We start from the raw sequence: 18121 nt of genomic DNA on the forward strand, positions 1-18121 counted from the left end.
GCTATCCCGCCCGCATCATCGCAATGCCATAATCCTGCTCGAACAAATATAGCAAATTCCTAGCAGCCAGTCCTCGTGGTGTTGTGAGGCCGGGATCCATCTGCACCAAGTGGCGGGCATCTTGGGTGGCAGTTTCAAGTAGGTCTTTGTGTTTATCTAAATTTGCGAGCGTGAATCTAGGCACGCCGGATTGAGCCGCGCCTAGCAAGTCGCCAGACCCGCGCAATTCCCAATCTTTTTCAGCGATGAGAAAGCCGTCCTCGGATTGACGCATAATTTCCAAACGGGCTTTGCCATTAACCGAGAGGGGCGCTTGATAGAGCAACAGGCAGGATGATTTTTTATCTGATCGTCCGACCCGTCCACGGAGTTGGTGAAGCTGGGCAAGACCAAACCGCTCTGCATGTTCGATCACGATGATGGTCGCATTTGGTGCGTCGACGCCGACTTCAATGACGGTGGTGGCGACGAGAATATCGAAATCACCCGCTTTAAATCGGAGGCTGATATTCTCTTTTTCGGCGGCGGACAGACGACCATGGAGAAGTCCGACGCGATCGCCGAACATGGCGGTGAGCTGCCGATGTCGATCTTCTACGGACGACAAATTGATCAACTCGCTATCCTCGACCAAGGGGCAGACCCAATAGACTTGGTTCCCCTGTTTTACGGACCGCCCGACCGCATCGATGACATTGTCCAGTCTTGCGAGTGGAAGGATAGCGGTTTCGATGGGTACGCGGCCCGCAGGTTTTTCGTCCAAGATGGAGACATCCAGATCGCCGTAGCTAGTAAGCGCCAAGGTCCGTGGAATTGGAGTGGCCGTCATGACCAGTAAATCTGTTGCCGCACCTTTTTCCGTTAATCGCAGCCTATCGCGAACGCCAAACCGATGTTGCTCATCAATGATCACCAATCCTAAATTCTTAAACGCGGTCTTGTCTTGAAAGAGCGCATGGGTTCCGACGATGACGTCAATGTAGCCTTCCGCCATACCTGTCGCCAGTGCGGCTCTCGGCTTGCCTTTATCTCGTCCCGTCACACCCTCGACCGTCAATCCTGCGGGTTCCAAGAACGTGCGTAATGTCTCGACATGCTGGCGGGCCAAAATTTCAGTTGGGGCCATCAGCGCAACTTGGACGCCTGCTTCGGCTGCATAAGCACAGGCCAACGCTGCAACGAAAGTTTTGCCTGCGCCAACGTCGCCTTGCAGCAATCTAGACATGCGATCAGGGGACGCCATGTCGGCTTTAATTTCGGCGAATGATCTGGCTTGGGCGCCAGTGGGCGGGAAAGGCGCGGCTTTCAGGACATCTTCGACATAATCTCCCTTTGCCGAGAGCGCGCGTCCGCCTTGGCCTTTGTTGCGTTCACGCACGAGAGCCATTGCTAGCTGTTTCGCGAAGAGCTCGTCATAGGCTAGGCGACGGCGAATAGGGCTATCTTCTTTTATGTCGACTGGATGTTCTGGGTGATGGAGCAGGGTGAGCGCGTCACGGTATTTCGGCCAATCCTGTTGTTTTTGAAATGTTGGGTCGAGCCAGTTGCCAAGGTCTGGTCCCTCCAAGACTTTGGTCAGGGCACCTGCGACCGCCTTGCGGGCCATTTTTTGACCCAGCCCTGCGGTCAGTGGGTAAAGCGTTTCGAGTTCCGGTAATTCGTCGGCTTTTTGTGGATCAATCACGTAGTCTGGATGGGTCATTTGAAGTTCTGCGTTAAAGACTTCGCACTTTCCAGAAAAGATCCGCCGTGACCCTTCTGGCATCATTTTTTGCATAGTTTTCGGGTAAGCTTTGAACCATGTCAGGGTCATGTCCCCCGTATCGTCATAGACGCGCACGCGGTAGGGGCGGTTTTTCGATGTGGGGGCGATGTGAGATCCGACCGTAACTTCAAAGGTTGCAATTTCACCGTCTCTAGCGCCCGCGATGGTGGGGCGATGCGTACGATCAATCAGATTGCTCGGTGGTGTTAGAACAAGATCGCGCAAACGGGGTCCCATCGCACGCGTCAGAGCCTCCCCAACTTTTTCGCCAACCCCTTTAAGCGTCGTGACGTCTGAGAAGTAAATATTGAGGTCCGCAGGGCGAGCCATGATGGGTTTATTGTGACGAGACATATCGACCTATTTGCCGCTTTGATTGCGTCTGTACAAGTGACATGGCCAATTGAAACCGTTATGGCGCCTTCATGACCGACATCCATGACCCCACCGAAATGGAGACGCGCAGAAAGCGTCTCGTTTACCGTTCTAACTATAGAGGCTTCAAGGAGGCCGATATGATTTTAGGCGGTTTCGCAAAAGCGAATATTGACTTAATGACGGATGATGAAGTTCTGATGTTTGAAGATTTACTGAGTGCAAAAGATCACGATATCTATGCGTGGATTACGCAAACACTGCCCGTACCTGCAAATTATGACACACCGCTTTTGGAACGCCTGCGGGCTTTCAAGCCTTTTGACTAGATAGCTATGCAAATTCAACTCTCCCGATATGTCGGGCCTGAGCAGAAACTGACCGCTTCGGGGCTGCCCGAAGGGGCGGATGCTTTGGCGTTTACAAAGGCCGTTCGTCGCGAAAAAACGCCAACCCTGTTTTTGGCTCGGGATGACGCGCGCGCCTCGTCTTTTCAAGCGGCCTGTCGTTTCTTCGCGCCAGACATTCCCGTGTTGTCCCTGCCGGCTTGGGACTGTTTGCCATATGACCGGGTTTCCCCCAGCCGCACTTTGGCGGCGCGCCGTGCCGGTGCCCTGTATTTCCTGACGACGATTGATCCAAATAGGCCTTATATCATTGTCAGCACGATTAGCGCCGCGATGCAGCAGGTGCCGCCTCGGGAAATCATAGCTGATGCAGGGTTATCGGCTAGGGTCGGCGGCAATATGGAACGTGAGCGCATTGAGCGTTACCTGACCAATAATGGCTACTCTCGGGCTAGTACGGTTGTCGAAGCGGGCGATTTTGCCGTGCGAGGTGGCTTGATCGACATTTTCCCTCCGACAGAAAAAAATCCACTTCGGTTAGATTTTTTCGGTGATGAGATCGAATCGATCAGAGAATTCGATGTGGATAGCCAGCGCACGACGTCGGCACGGTCGGAATTAACACTCGCACCCGTATCGGAAGTCTTCATGACAGAAGACGCGATTAGCAATTTCAGACGAAATTATATTGCGGCCTTCGGCGGCGGCGTTAGCCGTGATCCAATTTACGCTGCGGTCGTTGAAGGCATCCGTCCGCAAGGCATCGAACATTATATGCCGCTGTTTTACAGCCATGTAGAAACGATTTTTGACTATCTCGGTCCAAATACCCTGATCGGTTTGGACGGGCTTCTTTTAGAAGCCAAACGTGAACGCGTCGATCTGATTGAGGACTTCTATACTTCTCGTCAGGAACACGCCGAGTCCCGAGATACGGGGAGTGGCGATCCGTCAAAAACGGCCGGGCTCTACCGTCCTCTTCCAATCGATCGGCTATATCTAACTGACGCGACTTGGACCGCGCAAATCGAGACCCAACGCGTCAGACAACACACACCTTTCGAAAGCCCCGTTGAAGGTATCATCGATTTCGGTGGACGGCCCGCACGGAGTTTCTCGCCAGAGCGGCGCACGGAAGGCGTGAATGTATTTGAATCTGTAGCCGAGCATATTGCAACGCTTCGGGAAGAGGGCCAACGGATTTGGCTTGGCTGTTGGACGGATGGATCGCGCGAGCGTTTGGTTAGCGTTTTTGAAGACCAAGACCTCGTTGTACCCAAAGTCAATTCACAGGCTGCCTTAGATAGTAAGCCAGGTGATATTCGCGCTGTTATTCTGCCCGTTGAAAATGGCTTCACTCTTGGAAAATTGACGGTTCTGTCAGAGCAGGACATCCTAGGGGACAGACTCATCAATCGGGGCCGGAAGCGTAAGGCCAAGAACTTTATTGCGGAAGCCGCGTCTCTTTCACCTGGAGACTTGATCGTTCACATTGACCACGGTCTAGGGCGTTATATCGGTCTCAAAACTTTGCGGGTCTCGGACGCACCCCATGACTGTCTAGAGTTGGAATATGCAGGGCAGGCGAAGCTCTATCTTCCGGTCGAGAATATTGAACTTCTTTCTCGTTACGGCAGTGCTGGCGATGGTGCTGTGCTTGACCGATTGGGAAGTGCGGCTTGGCAGGCGCGCAAATCAAAAGCCAAAGGTCGCCTCCGTGATCTCGCGGCAGGCCTTATCAAAATAGCTGCAAAACGGGCGCTGCGGAGAACTGACCCCATCACGCCCGATGAATCAACTTATAACGAATTTGCGGCACGCTTTCCCTATGCCGAAACCGACGATCAGTTGAACGCGATTGATGATGTTTATAAAGACCTCGCCAGCGGCCGCCCGATGGATCGATTGATCTGCGGTGACGTAGGGTTTGGTAAAACAGAAGTCGCGTTACGAGCTGCTTTCGCCGTGGCGATGGCGGGACAGCAGGTCGCCATTGTCGCGCCAACAACGATCCTGTCACGCCAGCATTATCGTACCTTCAAAGCAAGATTCAGAGGATGGCCCGTTGACGTCCGACAGCTCTCTCGACTCGTTTCGGCGAAGGATGCGAAGCAAACGAAAGAAGATTTGTCTTCGGGACGCTGTGAAATCATTGTTGGGACGCATGCTTTGTTGGCCAAGACCGTAAAGTTTTCTGACCTGGGGTTAGTGATCGTCGATGAAGAGCAGCGCTTTGGCGTGAAACACAAAGAACGTCTGAAATCACTTCGGGCAGATGTTCACGTGCTCACACTGACCGCGACCCCTATCCCGCGGACCCTACAAATGGCGCTCTCGGGCATTCGCGAGCTTTCCTTGATCGCGACACCGCCTGTCGACCGCCTCGCGATCCGAACCTATGTGACGCCTTGGGATGAAGTGTCCCTTCGTAAGGCATTGCTGCGCGAAAAATATCGGGGTGGGCAGTCCTATTTCATCTGTCCGCGCATCGCCGACATACCGCGCATCGAAGAGTTCATGCGAAATGCTGTGCCAGAGGTGAAGTATGTTATCGCGCATGGCCAAATGGGCGCGAGCGCTTTGGAAGATATCATGACCGCCTTTTATGATGGCCAATATGATGTCCTGATTTCAACCTCAATTATCGAGAGCGGGATCGATATACCATCTGCGAATACGATGATTATCTATCGCGCAGATCGATTTGGCTTAGCACAGCTTTATCAGATGCGCGGTCGCGTGGGTCGATCTAAAGTTCGCGCATATGCTTATCTCACAATGCCAGAGGCACAAATTGCGACAGAGGCGGCTCTCAAGCGTCTGAAAATTCTGCAATCTTTAGACAATTTGGGCGCTGGATTTACACTGGCGAGTCATGACCTAGATATGCGCGGCGGCGGGAACCCATTAGGTGAAGAGCAATCTGGACATATCAAAGATCTTGGTGTCGAACTTTACCAGCATATGTTGGAAGAGGCGGTAGCCGAGTTGAAGGACGATGAAGAGTCCGTGCGAGATGAAAGCTGGACCCCACAGGTTAATGTCGGCGTAGCGATATTGATCCCAGAGGCCTATATCCCTGACCTTAATTTACGTCTCGCGACCTATCGCAGGATTTCCGAAATCTCTGATGATACCGAGGCAAATGCCTTGGCTGCCGAGCTCATTGACCGTTTTGGCTCAATCCCTCAGGAAGTCGATCATTTGTTAAAGGTCATGAAAATCAAACGATTGTGTCGCGAGGCTCATGTCGCGAAGGTGGATGCAGGGCCGAAGGGAATTGTCATGCATATGCGGCATGAGGACATAAAGGATCCGTCTGTCATCATGAATGCGATCACCAAAAATAGCGGATGGAGATTGCGACCGGACCAAACCATACTGGTCATGGGAAATTTCAGTGAACCGAAATTCAGACTGCGCGGAAGTGAAAAGGCGGTTGCCGCATTGATACCTAAGACAGATTGATGAGGCGAATTATAGAAAAGACGTCATTGCCCAATTTTTGCTGCAATATCGTTCAGAATATCACGTGCAGGCACGGTTTCACTGTCGATTTGATTAATGCAAATTTCCAATTTGAAGGCCGATTTCTCTTCACAGCTTAAATCTTCTTCAAAGATGGAGGACTCGAAAAGGGCTTCAATACGATTAAGGATGACCTCTGCTTCTGTGCGATTTGTGTTATAAAATGCCAAGATGAAAGTCTCGGCATTCCAGCGACTAACCACGTCCTGCATTCTGACAAGATTGCCTAGCAAAGCGGCAACCTTTTGCGCGACATCTGCGACGTCTCGGGTTTCAACTGGACTGTCGCTGTTCGACACCAGACGCAACGCCATTAACGTCAAGGGGACGCCAGCCGTTTTTGCGTCTGCTAAGAGGCGGGGGACGTGCGCCTCCATAAATTCGCGAGAAAACGCGGTGTCCGATGAGTCTCTCGCAATGCCCGTAGTTAGAGCCGAAAAATCGGTTTTCAGCTGCTCGTGAACACGATGATAATTGGCGAGTTCAAGAATCCGACCGCTTATTTCTTGGGGGTCTGCATCAACCTCAATAATGTCATGGGCGCCCTTCGCGTAAGCTGCGTCATGGGATTCGAAAGTTTTTTTATCTGTAAGGAAAAGCGTTGGTGTATGAAATAACCTCGAATTTCGACGCATGGCCTCTGAAATACTGAAGGCTGGCTCTGTTTGCTCCAAAGCATTCATAACCACGGCGTCAAACGGCTCGCCATGAAGGTAATCAAAGGCTGAAAAGCTGGTAAAGGCGGCGACGACATCTACCCCTTTGTCCTGAAGCGCATTTATAATTACCATAAAGGCCGGCGATGCCTTCCCAATAAACAGAACCCGGAACCGTCTATTGGGTGTCATGTCGCCCAGGTCTGGATGAAAGTTAAACGTCTCCGAAAGCGTAGCTAAGCGCCGACCGATTTCGCTCTCCATGGCTCCCAAACGGATCATGCCATTCACGCGATTAGCGATCTGAGACGGGTGCATTGGCGAAAATAAAGTGGTGTCAAACTCAACAGAGCTGTTTTCTGAGGGACGAGACATCGCGCCAATGACAGGCATTGGCACGGGGCTAAAATGCGATCGGACAACTTTTGCAAGTTGAGGACCGCGCTCTGCATAGTCCGTCAAATGACATAACACGGCGTCTGGTGCCTGCGTCGGGATTGCACTTAAGGTTTTTCCGTCAAAAAGTGCGAGCTGAACATCCAGATCTAGACGCCGCAAATTGCTCGCGACGGCTCTGCTTTCTGTCGGGTGATCTGATACGATAAGCACCCGCGTTTTCCTAGCCGCCGACGAAGGCGTTGGAAAAGAATCACTCGGTAGACTGACAGCGGGACTGGACATACCCAGAGGGTAAGGGCGAAGTGCTACCAGCTTGTTAACCAAGATTTCCCCGAGTGAACGTTACCAACCGCAATTCCGCTCTTTGTTTTCCTCTTGTAAGTAGGTCATGACAGGCTCAAAATATTCCAAGATGGCCGATCCATCCATCTCGCGCGTGCCTGTAAACGCTTCCAATGCGTCGGGCCAAGGCTTGCTCGAACCCATTTCCATCATCGCGTTGAATTTTTCGCCTACGTCCTTGTTACCGTAGACAGAACAGCGGTGAAGTGGACCTTCAAACCCAGCCTGATCACACGCTGCCTTGTGGAACTGGAATTGTAAGATGTGGGCTAGGAAATAGCGCATATAGGGCGTGTTACCTGGAATATGATACTTCGCACCCGGATCAAACGCATCGGTTGGACGATCTGCCGGCGGCTTCAAACCCTGGTACTTTTCGCGGAGTTCCCACCAACCTGCGTTATATTCTGACGGAGCATATGTTCCGTTAAAGACGTTCCAACGCCACTGATCGACCATTAAGCCGAAGGGCAAGAAAGCGACCTTATCCATGGCCTGCCGCATCAATAACGCCAGATCCGCATCTTCACCTGGGACATCTTCGGCGTCTAATAGGCCAATTTTCACCAAATACTCAGGCGTGATGGACAGGGCAATCATATCGCCGATAGCTTCATGGAAACCATCATTGGCACCATCTTTGAAAAAGACAGGCTGGTCTTTGTAGGCGCGCTGGTAAAAATTATGGCCGAGTTCGTGATGGACAGTCGAGAAGTCTTCGCCGTTCACTTTCGTACACATCTTAATACGGATGTCTTCTTCATTGTCCAAGTTCCAAGCTGATGCATGACAGACAACTTCGCGGTCTTTGGGCTTGGTAATCAACGAGCGTTCCCAGAACGTTTCGGGGAGGGGGGCGAAGCCAAGAGAGGTGAAGAAGGTTTCCCCCGTCTCGACCATTTTTTTGGCATCATACCCTTTGGCCTCGAGCAGCTTCGTTACATCAACGCCTTGGCCGCCCGTCTTTGGCTTGACGTCTTCGTAAATATTACCCCAGCTTTGACCCCACATATTGCCAAGCAAATCCGCCCGCATGGGACCATCTAGCGGAACAACTTCATCACCGTATTTGGTATTTAGTTCGGCGCGCACGTAACAATGGAGTTCGTCGTAAAGCGGCTTTACCTGTCCCCAAAGGCGATCGGCTTCTTCAGCAAAGGCGTCGGCGTCCATATCATATCCGCCGCGCCACAGGTCGCCAGCATCTTTGAACCCTAGTTCATTTGAACCCTCGTTGATAATTTTGACCATTTTGGCATAATCATCTTGCATCTGAGGTGCGACTGTCCGCCAACCTTCCCAAACTTCTTGCAGCAAGTCTGGATCATCTGACTTCGCAATGATGTCAGAGGCTTGACCGAGATGGATAGTGCCCTCTGGCACCTCATCGTTCAGGTTGCCGTCGTTATTTTGATCAAGGATCGAGATGAAACGTTCGTCTTTGACATCAATTGGGAATTTACCTGTCCCATAAGCGCTATCCAGACGTGTCATAATTTCGGCAAGTTCTTTTGCCGCTGAAGCGCTATCGGGAGCTGGAAAATTGGATCCGCGCAACAGGCCGTCCATCTTCCGACGCATATCCGTAGGTAGGGAAAGTCCATTGAACCGCTTGGCTTGATTGGAAAGACGCGTGGACATTTTAGCGCCAGCTTCCGCCATTCTCGCTTCTAAGGCATTCGTATCTTGGGTAATGAAGTTGGCTTTGACCCATGCTGTTTGCGCCGCGTATTTGCTAAACTCTTCAATCTCGGTTTCAGCGGCTTCGAGAAACTCCTTGGCACTTTGAACTGTAACGGCCGTGTTGGATGGGCTTTGTTGGGAGGCGGCCATCAATTCTGAACCTGGACGTGTCGCAGCTTCGGTAACCAGTGTTTCCACTTCAGATTGGGTGGTTTCGACAGGTGTTTCGACGGGAGCCTTTTCGGCACCTGAACAGGCAGACAAAAACAACATTGCCGCCGTGAGCGCTGTTGCCCCTAAGAGTTTCGACTTTGTCATGATGTGTCCTCGCCGTGGCTAATTTGAAATGATAGCAAATTGGTCAAATAAACCGTGTTGCAGCAATCCTATTGTGTTGGCTTAGTCGTAGACACAGGGCAGGAGCGGTTCAACACTTCGTCTGAATTACTACACCACTCATGGCCTGTTTTCGTTATTTTATTTGCGAAGTGAGACCGAAAGGACACAACTACCTATGTCGACCCCTGGTTTGTTACTTGTCAATCTTGGCTCACCCGATTCGCCAACAGCCAAAGACACTCGCCGCTATCTGGCGGAATTTCTTCATGACTACCGCGTAATTGATACGTCACGCTGGATATGGTGTCCGATTTTGCATGGGATTATTCTGCGCACCCGCCCGCGCAAATCGGCAGCTTTATATGAATCGATTTGGCATGAGCCAGTAGCGTTTCCGGGTGATGAGGCGCCTTTGATCAGGATAACGCGAGCGCAGGCCGCTGGCGTTCAGGCACGTTTGGGTAACGGCGTTCACGTAGAGATCGCAATGCGATACGGTAATCCGTCGATCGGAGCAGGCCTTGATGCGTTGAAAGCGAAGGGCTGTACCAACATTGCCGTGCTGCCGCTCTATCCACAATTTGCGGGCGCGACGACGGCCTCGGTTTATGATGGTGTTGCTATGGCACTTGAAAAACGAATGGATGTTCCAGAGCTCCGCTTTTTACGTCATTACTACGACGATCCGCGCTATATCGCGGCATTGGCTGGAAGCGTCGATCAACACCTGTCTACTTTAGACTGGACGCCGGATGTTATTATGACGTCTTATCATGGCCTCCCGCAAAGTTATGTTGATAAGGGCGACCCTTATCAGGGTGAGTGTTTGGAAACGACGGAGCTTTTGCGCCAACATATGGGCAAGACTGAGTCGGAACTTTACGCGACATTCCAATCTCGGTTCGGACCGAAGGCATGGCTACAGCCATACACGGATAAAACGTTAGAGGCGCTACCACAAAACGGCGTGAAAAAAGTGGCGGTGATGATGCCAGGGTTTTCAGCTGACTGCTTGGAAACGCTGGAGGAAATTGCGGAAGAAGCGAAAGAAAGCTTTATGGAGCATGGGGGTACGCATTTTACGGCCATACCGTGCCTAAATGCCGATCCCGCACATCTCGATCTTTTAGCCGATTTGGCCAAAGAGCGATTGCTAAACGGTTGGCTTTAACCTTTGGAAGATGTCTTCAATCGTCAATTTTGTATCAAGGATGACGTCCGATCCAATCGTTAGATCGGCTAGCGCGGCATAGGCCTTTGCGCGGGCGGCCAAAAGTTTAGGGTAACTTTCTAAAATCGCTTCGTCCTGAGATTGGTTTATTTTACGTTGATAAAAGTTATTCCAAATCAAAGGTTTCGGTTGTTTGAAGTACTGCACTTTCAAGCGTTCAATCGCGTCACCAGACGCGGAAATATAAACAACAAACCAATCCTTTGTGAGGGATTCCCTGACGTCATCATCGGTGTAAATGACGCTACCAGTCGTGTCTAAGACGGCATTACCGCCTTGATGGTTCAGAGCTTGCTTCGTTGCCTTACTCTCCAGCGCTATCGATTGTTTTTCACGTTCGCTATACCCTTCGGAATAAGGTTGACCTTGCCAAGCTGCAAAATCTTCCATGCTACCTTGGCCGAGCTGTTCACGGATTAGCGTGTCGACCTCAATCAAGTCAAAATCAAATCCCGTTGCTAGGCGCATTCCCGTATAGCTTTTGCCGATATTTGACATACCAACGAGCGCAATTTTAAGCCGGTTTTCGGCGTATCTTTGTTCAAATTCGGCTCGGCTCAGTTTCATTATGCGTGTTTGGCGAGATATTCAGACAAGGCATCTAATGTCGGGGACATGACATGCATCCGCTTCTTTTTCCGCATAGCCTTCGCAAGGGGCTCGGGCAGGGGAATGTCGGTGTGGAGAATGCGTTCAACACTATCGGCGAATTTAGCAGGATGGGCAGTGCCAACAGTGATGCGGGTGAAGGGGTCACTCACGTCCTCCGCAAATTTTTCCATCGCCAAGTGCCCAACGGCCGTGTGGGGGCACATCACATAGCCTGTTTCTGTGTGGACGCGGCGAATGTGGCGCTCGGTCTCTTCATCGCTGAAGGATGCACCCCAACACACTTTAGTGACTTCAGTGTAGTCTTCGCCATGTAGCGCCAAAATTCGTGGGAAGTTATTTGGGCGACCGATATCCATAGCATTTGACAGCGTTGGAACGCTTGGCCGTGGTGTGTATTCGCCCGTGCTAAGATAATCCACAAAGGGGTCGTTTGCATTATTGCCAATGACGAACCGGTTGATCGGTGCGCCCATCTGTTTGGCGATAAGGCCGCCAGTCAAATTGCCGAGGTTCCCTGAAGGAATGGCATAAACCAGCGGGCGGCTAGGATAGGCCGCTTTTGCCTGTAGAGATGTCCAAAAATAGTAGAAGCTTTGCGGTATAACTCGGCCGACATTGATTGAGTTTGCACTCATGAGGTCATGTTCTTCGCATAACGCGTTGTTGCCAAAGGCTTGTTTCACAAGTTGTTGGCAGTCGTCAAACGATCCATCAACCGCGATGGCTTTTACGTTTGACCGCGTATTGCCCATGGTCGTTAGCTGTTGTTCTTGAACTTTACTAACGCCGCCTTTGGGGAAGAGGATGAAGACCTTGATCCCTTCCTGATCTAAGAAGGCATCACCAATCGCGCCGCCAGTATCACCCGATGTTGCAACTAAAATTGTGCGGCGCTGCTTCGTCTTGCCCATGATGTGACTAGCTGCACGCCCCATGAAACGGGCGGCAAAGTCTTTAAACGCTAATGTCGGACCGTGGAAAAGTTCCAGAACGAAGTCCTCTGCATCGGGGGCTAGCGCTGGGTCCAATGTTTCACCAGCAAGCGTCACCATCGGAACCGGGAAGTTATAGGCATCTCGGCAAATATTCTTCAGATCTGCGGCAGTGAATTTCTCGTCGACGAAATTTGCAGCTAATTCTGCGGCGCAATCGGCAAAAGACATGGCACCAAGTCGCGCCGTTTCATTCGGAGAATATTTTGGCAGGGCATCCGGCATCCACAAGCCACCGCCGGGTGCGAGACTGGCAAGGAGAGCATCGCTAAAACTAGCTTTGACCGAAGAATCTTGATGAGAGTGATAATTCATGCGCGCTCACATAGCCTAGATTGCGCCACGCGCAAGTTTTTACCGCGAACGTACAGCATGCGCGAGAATATTCACCATAGTCGCATGGGCCTCAGTCTCGCCTATGTTTCGAATACTGTGCGGCCGATCGGCTCTATAGCGAAGTGTCTCGCCGGCAGGGGCCGACCAAGTTTCACCTTCAACCGTGACCTCCAACTTACCCGTTAGAACGCTCAAGTTTTCAATTGACCCAGCGGGATGAGGGGAGCTCTCCAATATCCCACCGGGTTTGGCTGTAAAGTCATACCATTGCACAAACTGAATAGTATCGAGTGATCCGATTATACGTAATTCACAAAGACCGTCTTGCGAGAGAAGTCGCGGCGTATCTTGAGGCTTGGCGTGCTGGACGAGCGCCGATTCAGTCGGCGCGTCCGAAACCATGGCCTCAACGCTTGTGCCCAAAGCTTGAGATAGACGAGAAAGTGTGGCGAGCGTGGGGTTAGTTTCATTCTTTTCGATCTGCGAAATCATTGATTTCGCCACGCCAGATAACTCAGATAAGTCACCAAGTGACATCTTATCAACTGTCCGAAGACGGAGGATCGTCTGCCCAAGCTTTTCGGAAAGCGCTTCAGTTTCAGGGCAAGGTAAACGTTTCTGGCGGGCCATAAATTTTTCGTGTGATGGTAGATTTCTATTCTTGCGTTCTATATATAGAACAGACGCGTTCAATCAAGTGAACGCTTAGAGATTCAAAAAAACCGAGACGCGCATGCAGTATTTGCCCATACACTTTGATACCCGCGGGGCCAATATATTGGTCGTCGGCGGCGGTCCTGCTGCAGAAGCTAAGCTTCGGACTTTACTTAAGACTGAGGCCAACTTGATTGTCGTGGACACGTCAGTTGGTCCAGAGGTCTCGCGTTGGGCGTCCCAAGGAAAACTTAATTGGGAAAAGCGTGACTATAGAGAATCGGATCTCGATGGTGCTTCGTTAGTTTACGCGGCTACAGAGGACGATGCATTAAACGCGACTATCGCCGCGTCCGCAACTGCACGACAAATTCCGGTAAATGCAGCGGATCAAAAAGCAGCCTGTCGATTTATCACCCCCGCTTTGGTCGATCGGGCTCCCGTACTCGTGTCCATCGGAACAGAGGGTACGAGCCCCGCTCTCGCCCGTGCGTTAAAAGCTGAATTGGAAACGATCCTGCCGCCCGAAACGGGCGCATTTGCGTTGAAGACCAAAGTGTTGAGAGAAAAAGTTAAGGCGCTATTGCCAGATCTCGCTGATCGTCAAAGATTCTGGGCTCGAATTTTGGGAGGCAAAGACCTGAGCGCGCAGCTCCGCGTTTCGCCAGAAGGTCTAGAGTCCCAGGTTGAAATGGAGCTTGCAGGCCAAGATGACATCGCGGGCAAGGTGCTCCTAGTGGGAGCAGGGCCTGGGGACCCGGATATGCTGACCACGGCTGCGAGACGGGCGCTACATGCGGCCGACGTCATTGTCTATGACCGCCTTGTGAGTGACGGCGTGCTTGAGCTTGGGCGTCGGGAAGCCGAATATATTTATGTCGGCAAAACACCCGGTGAGCCGTCCATTGGCCAGACGGCAATCAATCAAATTTTGATCGACAAGGCCACGGAAGGACTGTCTGTTGTTCGTTTGAAGTCTGGCGATCCCTTGATTTTTGGTCGTGCCGATGAGGAAATTGACGCGCTGTCTGCGCTGGATATTCCTGTGCAAATCATCCCGGGTATCACATCTGCCGCCGCGGCCGCCGCTGCTATAAACGCTTCGCTGACAACCCGCGGGACAAACAGAGCTGTTTCTTTATTGACGGGTCATGATGCGAAAGGCTTCGCTGAACAGGACTGGGCATCCTTGGCTAGACCCGGCGGACGGGCTGCCGTCTATATGGGTGTCGGTGCATCTAGATTTATTCAAGGGCGACTGATGTTGCACGGTGCGGAAGGTGATCGACCCGTAACAGTCGTCGAAAATGCCTCTCGGCCTAATCAAATCATTACATATACGACGTTGCGTAAGTTACCTGACGACATAGCAGCAGCGGGCATTAAAGGCCCTGCCATATTGTTGATCGGCTACGCTGAGCGTGAAACGATTTCTTCAGAAAGACTGGCCGTATGAGCACGTTGAAACATAAGGGCAAAGGCCCCCAATCAATGACCGCGAATGAGCTGCGAGATGGTTTCAGTGTCTGGCTGGATGAAAATTTGGATTGGACACGCGACTTCTCAAAAGCGCTGCGCACAGAAGACCAAGACTTGATCGATCGCATGCACCTCCGTGCAGAAACCGATGAGAAGTCCAATTTGGTCGTCGGCATTTATTTCATCGACATCGAGCCAGACACAGGCCTGCCTGCCCGTTATCGCGAGAAATTTCGCGTGAACGGCCCATCTTATGACACAGCAGATTTGCTGGAGACCAACTAATGTATCGCTATGATGAATTTGATGCTCAGCTCGTTGCCGAGCGTACCCGCCAATTCAGGGGGCAAGTTGAGCGCCGGCTGGCCGGCCGTTTAAGTGAGGCGGAGTTCCGGCCACTACGCTTGATGAACGGTCTTTACCTTCAATTACACGCCTACATGCTGCGGGTCGCTGTTCCTTACGGCACTTTGAATAGCGAACAGTTTCGTATGTTGGCCCATTTGGCGGAAAAATATGATCGCGGATACGGCCATATCACGACCCGTCAAAACATGCAGTTTAACTGGCCTAAACTGCCTGATGTGCCTGATATGCTAGATAATCTGGCGAGTGTCCAAATGCACGCGATCCAGACGTCTGGAAACTGCATTCGCAATGTAACGTGTGATCCCTATGCAGGGGCAACGGCTGAAGAGGTCGAAGATCCGCGTCCTATGGCAGAGCTCATTCGGCAATGGTCAACCCTGCATCCTGAGTTCAGCTTCTTACCGCGCAAGTTTAAAATCGCGGTGACTGCGGCAGAGAAAGATCGCGCGCTGATCAAAGCGCATGACATTGGCATTCAAATTATTCTGAATGAAGATGGCGATGTTGGATATAAAATCTATGTCGGCGGGGGGTTAGGCCGCACGCCTATCATTGGACAAGTCCTGCGCGAATTCCTCTCCAAGGGTGAACTACTGGCCTACCTCACGGCCGCGCTTCGCGTGTATAATCGTTATGGACGTCGGGATAACAAGTACAAAGCTCGGATTAAAATCCTGGTGCAAGAGACTGGGATCGAGTCGTTTCGTGAACAAGTTGAGGCGGAATATGCGACGATTGATGTCAGCGATATTTCTGTTTCTGACGCAGAACGCGACCGGATCTCTTCTTATTTCGCTCCGCCCGAATTCGAGGCACTGGCAAATGAGCCAAAGGCACTGACCGATGCGTTAGACGCAAACCGTGCTTTCTCCCTTTGGGCAAAGAATAACGTCGCTGCTCATAAAGCGCCGGGATATGCCATTGTAAATATCTCGCTTAAGCCGAAAGATTTGGCCCCGGGAGATATTACGGCGACGCAAATGCGCGCAGTTTCTGATATGGCTGACAAATTCTCATTCGGCGAACTACGCTCGACACATCAGCAAAACCTTGTTTTACCGCATGTGAAACAGGCTGATCTACCTGTGCTATTTGAAGAGCTTGAAGCCGCAGGGTTAGCCGCTGATAACATCAATCTGATCACCGACATTATCTGCTGCCCCGGCATGGATTTTTGCGCACTTGCGACGGCTCGATCGATCCCAATCAGCCAAGCCATTGCAGAGCGTTTTGCGGATCCAGAACGCCAACGCACCATTGGTGAAATGCAGATCAAGATTTCTGGATGTATCAATGCGTGTGGGCACCATCATGTTGGACATATTGGTATCCTTGGCTTGGAAAAAGCGGGTGTGGAGTTTTACCAAGTTAAATTGGGCGGTGATGCTTCCGAACATGCTGAAATTGGTAAGGTGACAGGGCCTGGTTTTTCACAGGAAGAGTTAATCGACGGAATTGAAAACATGGTCGATCTCTACCTCAAACAACGCGAGGCGGGCGAACGCTTCCTCGACACATACCGACGTATCGGCATCGCGCCGTTCAAAGAGGTGCTTTATGCCTAGTCACACTCTCATTCAGGACGGCCGCGCGCGTGATGCGTCGCGGTTTGCTGATCCTACAAATTTAGAAAATCTCGACGGAAATGAAACTATTGAAGTTTTGCATATCCCAAATGATGCGGATTTGGCAGCGCTCGCGCCTGCGCTCGGACGCGTTGAAACGATCCTCATAGACTTCCCAGCTTATACGGATGGCAGAGGCTTTTCGCTCGCGCGTCAACTCCGTCGGAAATACGCTTACGAAGGTCTTCTCATCGCCGATGGTCCACTCATCCCAGATCAGCATGCCTTCGCCTTACAGTGTGGTTTTGATGCCGTACGTTTGGATGATGAGACCCTCAAACGGCATACGGTTGAAGATTGGCATGGCGCATTGGATGAATTCGATCTCACCTATCAACGCGGCTATGCAGTAAAAGCAGGGCCCGCCACGTCGGTGTTCGATGCCCGTATGACGGCTCTTGATGCGCGAAAGGCAGGTGACCCTTTTTTCGCGCACTCGGCGGAGTTGACGCTACGTAAGGCCATCGCAAAATATAAAGGCGATATCGTGCTGGCCACCTCCATGGGTGTGGATTCGGCTGTACTCCTACACATGGTTTCGCGGATTGATCCAAATTTGCCTGTGATCTTCTTGGACACAGGCAAGCATTTTCGGGAAACTTTGGCGTACCGCGATGATCTGGTGAGCCGTTTCGGCCTCACAAATTTTCAGAATATTACGCCTGACAAGTCCGAGCTTCTAAATGAAGATCCAGAAGGCACTTTGAACCAAAGCGATCCTGACGCCTGTTGCGATCTTCGCAAAGTAAGGCCGCTTGACGGTGTCATAAACGTTTATGGCGCGCGCATCACAGGGCGAAAACGGTACCAAACTCCAGAGCGCGCGGACATGGCGATATTAGAGGAGGGTGGTCCGCAAGCTAAAGTGAACCCGCTTGCATATTGGACCGCTAAAGACGTTAGTGCCTATATGCGCCAACATGATTTACCACCACATCCACTGCTCGCGATTGGGTATCTTTCAATCGGATGCCAGCCTTGCACCACACGTGTTTCAGCCGGCGAGGACCCCCGCGCGGGCCGTTGGAGAAATAGCGACAAAACAGAATGCGGCATTCACATGGTCGATGGAAAATGGGTTTCCATTGAGACCAAGGCTACGTTTGAGGCTTTCTAGTGGAAGAAGATAAGCACCCATACGACCTGAATAAACCAAGCCACATGAGCAGGATTGAAACCCGTATTGCGGGTTTCATTGGCGGCGGGGTTGCTGGGGTCGCGATTGGTGTTGTGAGTTTAATAATCGCGACTAATTTTGGTTTCGTGCCTCTGAGTTTGGGGTTTTATGGCTTTGTAGGATGTGTCGTCTTATTCACCATTATCGGCGCAATTTGGCCGAAATGGTTTGCATGGATAATCGACCTGCTTTCGTTCTGGTAGCAAGTTTTA

General features: G+C 51.4%; 14 protein-coding genes. 8 read left to right on the forward strand and 6 right to left on the reverse strand.

Going from position 1 to position 18121, the window contains the following annotated elements:
- Position 1: 1 nt before the first annotated feature.
- Positions 2–2119 (reverse strand): ATP-dependent DNA helicase RecG, encoded by a 2118-nt coding sequence (recG, locus tag IE073_RS02700; RefSeq protein WP_233349751.1) that lies wholly within the window; start codon positions 2117–2119, stop codon positions 2–4.
- 71 nt (positions 2120–2190) lie between these two features.
- Between recG and IE073_RS02705 the strand changes: the two genes are divergently transcribed.
- Both IE073_RS02705 and mfd read left to right on the forward strand, forming a co-directional pair.
- On the forward strand, positions 2191–2469 hold the full coding sequence (locus IE073_RS02705; RefSeq protein ID WP_189580967.1) for an FAD assembly factor SdhE: 279 nt from the start codon (positions 2191–2193) through the stop codon (positions 2467–2469).
- A gap of 6 nt (positions 2470–2475) precedes the next feature.
- Positions 2476–5955 carry a transcription-repair coupling factor gene (gene mfd / locus IE073_RS02710; protein ID WP_189580969.1) on the forward strand — a complete coding sequence of 1160 codons (3480 nt, stop codon included), beginning with the start codon at positions 2476–2478 and terminating at the stop codon, positions 5953–5955.
- Between the two features lie 23 nt (positions 5956–5978).
- Here the strand turns inward: mfd and IE073_RS02715 are convergent, their stop codons facing one another.
- Positions 5979–7280, reverse strand: a complete 1302-nt coding sequence (locus tag IE073_RS02715; protein WP_189580972.1) for a diguanylate cyclase domain-containing protein — start codon at positions 7278–7280, stop codon at positions 5979–5981.
- 132 nt (positions 7281–7412) lie between these two features.
- Positions 7413–9245 carry a M2 family metallopeptidase gene (locus IE073_RS02720; RefSeq protein WP_189583717.1) on the reverse strand — a complete coding sequence of 611 codons (1833 nt, stop codon included), beginning with the start codon at positions 9243–9245 and terminating at the stop codon, positions 7413–7415.
- 364 nt (positions 9246–9609) lie between these two features.
- Here IE073_RS02720 and hemH point away from each other — a divergent pair, with 364 nt between their 5' ends.
- Positions 9610–10605, forward strand: a complete 996-nt coding sequence (gene hemH, locus IE073_RS02725; protein WP_189580975.1) for a ferrochelatase — start codon at positions 9610–9612, stop codon at positions 10603–10605.
- Here the strand turns inward: hemH and IE073_RS02730 are convergent.
- The 3 genes from IE073_RS02730 to IE073_RS02740 are packed head-to-tail and all read right to left on the reverse strand — an operon-like array spanning position 10588 to position 13235.
- Positions 10588–11232 carry a shikimate kinase gene (locus tag IE073_RS02730; RefSeq protein ID WP_189580978.1) on the reverse strand — a complete coding sequence of 215 codons (645 nt, stop codon included), beginning with the start codon at positions 11230–11232 and terminating at the stop codon, positions 10588–10590. The genes hemH and IE073_RS02730 overlap by 18 nt on opposite strands.
- Positions 11232–12584, reverse strand: coding sequence for a threonine synthase (gene thrC / locus IE073_RS02735; RefSeq protein ID WP_189580981.1), 1353 nt, complete (start codon positions 12582–12584; stop codon positions 11232–11234). The genes IE073_RS02730 and thrC overlap by 1 nt, the downstream gene beginning before the upstream one ends.
- 39 nt (positions 12585–12623) lie before the next feature.
- Complete coding sequence (locus IE073_RS02740; protein WP_189580984.1) at positions 12624–13235, reverse strand: helix-turn-helix domain-containing protein; 612 nt, start codon at positions 13233–13235, stop codon at positions 12624–12626.
- A gap of 103 nt (positions 13236–13338) precedes the next feature.
- On the opposite strand from IE073_RS02740, the gene cysG reads away from it, so the two are divergent.
- From cysG to IE073_RS02765, 5 genes are read left to right on the forward strand one after another with little or no spacing between them, the layout of a single operon-like run.
- Positions 13339–14715, forward strand: coding sequence for a siroheme synthase CysG (gene cysG / locus IE073_RS02745; RefSeq protein WP_189580987.1), 1377 nt, complete (start codon positions 13339–13341; stop codon positions 14713–14715).
- The gene (locus IE073_RS02750; protein WP_189580989.1) at positions 14712–15023 is read left to right on the forward strand and encodes a DUF2849 domain-containing protein; all 312 of its coding nucleotides are present in this window, start codon (positions 14712–14714) and stop codon (positions 15021–15023) included. Before cysG ends, IE073_RS02750 begins: the two co-directional genes overlap by 4 nt.
- Positions 15023–16672 carry a nitrite/sulfite reductase gene (locus tag IE073_RS02755; protein ID WP_189580991.1) on the forward strand — a complete coding sequence of 550 codons (1650 nt, stop codon included), beginning with the start codon at positions 15023–15025 and terminating at the stop codon, positions 16670–16672. Before IE073_RS02750 ends, IE073_RS02755 begins: the two co-directional genes overlap by 1 nt.
- Entirely contained in the window at positions 16665–17849 is a 1185-nt protein-coding gene (locus IE073_RS02760) for a phosphoadenylyl-sulfate reductase (protein ID WP_189580993.1), read from the forward strand. The genes IE073_RS02755 and IE073_RS02760 overlap by 8 nt, the downstream gene beginning before the upstream one ends.
- A 44-nt stretch (positions 17850–17893) precedes the next feature.
- Complete coding sequence (locus tag IE073_RS02765) at positions 17894–18112, forward strand: hypothetical protein (protein ID WP_189580995.1); 219 nt, start codon at positions 17894–17896, stop codon at positions 18110–18112.
- The last annotated feature ends 9 nt before the right edge of the window (positions 18113–18121 follow it).

Source organism: Litorimonas cladophorae, assembly GCF_014652455.1.
GTDB lineage: Bacteria > Pseudomonadota > Alphaproteobacteria > Caulobacterales > Maricaulaceae > Litorimonas > Litorimonas cladophorae.

Bases quoted from the DNA above. Each gene is read 5' to 3' on its own strand.
- IE073_RS02755 (WP_189580991.1), top strand. From the start codon at position 15,023: ATGTATCGCTATGATGAATTTGATGCTCAGCTCGTTGCCGAGCGTACC.
- thrC (WP_189580981.1), bottom strand. From the start codon at position 12,584: ATGAATTATCACTCTCATCAAGATTCTTCGGTCAAAGCTAGTTTTAGC.
- IE073_RS02730 (WP_189580978.1), bottom strand. From the start codon at position 11,232: ATGAAACTGAGCCGAGCCGAATTTGAACAAAGATACGCCGAAAACCGG.
- recG (WP_233349751.1), bottom strand. From the start codon at position 2,119: ATGTCTCGTCACAATAAACCCATCATGGCTCGCCCTGCGGACCTCAAT.
- IE073_RS02720 (WP_189583717.1), bottom strand. From the start codon at position 9,245: ATGGCCGCCTCCCAACAAAGCCCATCCAACACGGCCGTTACAGTTCAA.
- IE073_RS02765 (WP_189580995.1), top strand. From the start codon at position 17,894: ATGAGCAGGATTGAAACCCGTATTGCGGGTTTCATTGGCGGCGGGGTT.
- hemH (WP_189580975.1), top strand. From the start codon at position 9,610: ATGTCGACCCCTGGTTTGTTACTTGTCAATCTTGGCTCACCCGATTCG.
- IE073_RS02705 (WP_189580967.1), top strand. From the start codon at position 2,191: ATGACCGACATCCATGACCCCACCGAAATGGAGACGCGCAGAAAGCGT.
- IE073_RS02750 (WP_189580989.1), top strand. From the start codon at position 14,712: ATGAGCACGTTGAAACATAAGGGCAAAGGCCCCCAATCAATGACCGCG.
- cysG (WP_189580987.1), top strand. From the start codon at position 13,339: ATGCAGTATTTGCCCATACACTTTGATACCCGCGGGGCCAATATATTG.
- IE073_RS02740 (WP_189580984.1), bottom strand. From the start codon at position 13,235: ATGGCCCGCCAGAAACGTTTACCTTGCCCTGAAACTGAAGCGCTTTCC.
- IE073_RS02760 (WP_189580993.1), top strand. From the start codon at position 16,665: ATGCCTAGTCACACTCTCATTCAGGACGGCCGCGCGCGTGATGCGTCG.
- mfd (WP_189580969.1), top strand. From the start codon at position 2,476: ATGCAAATTCAACTCTCCCGATATGTCGGGCCTGAGCAGAAACTGACC.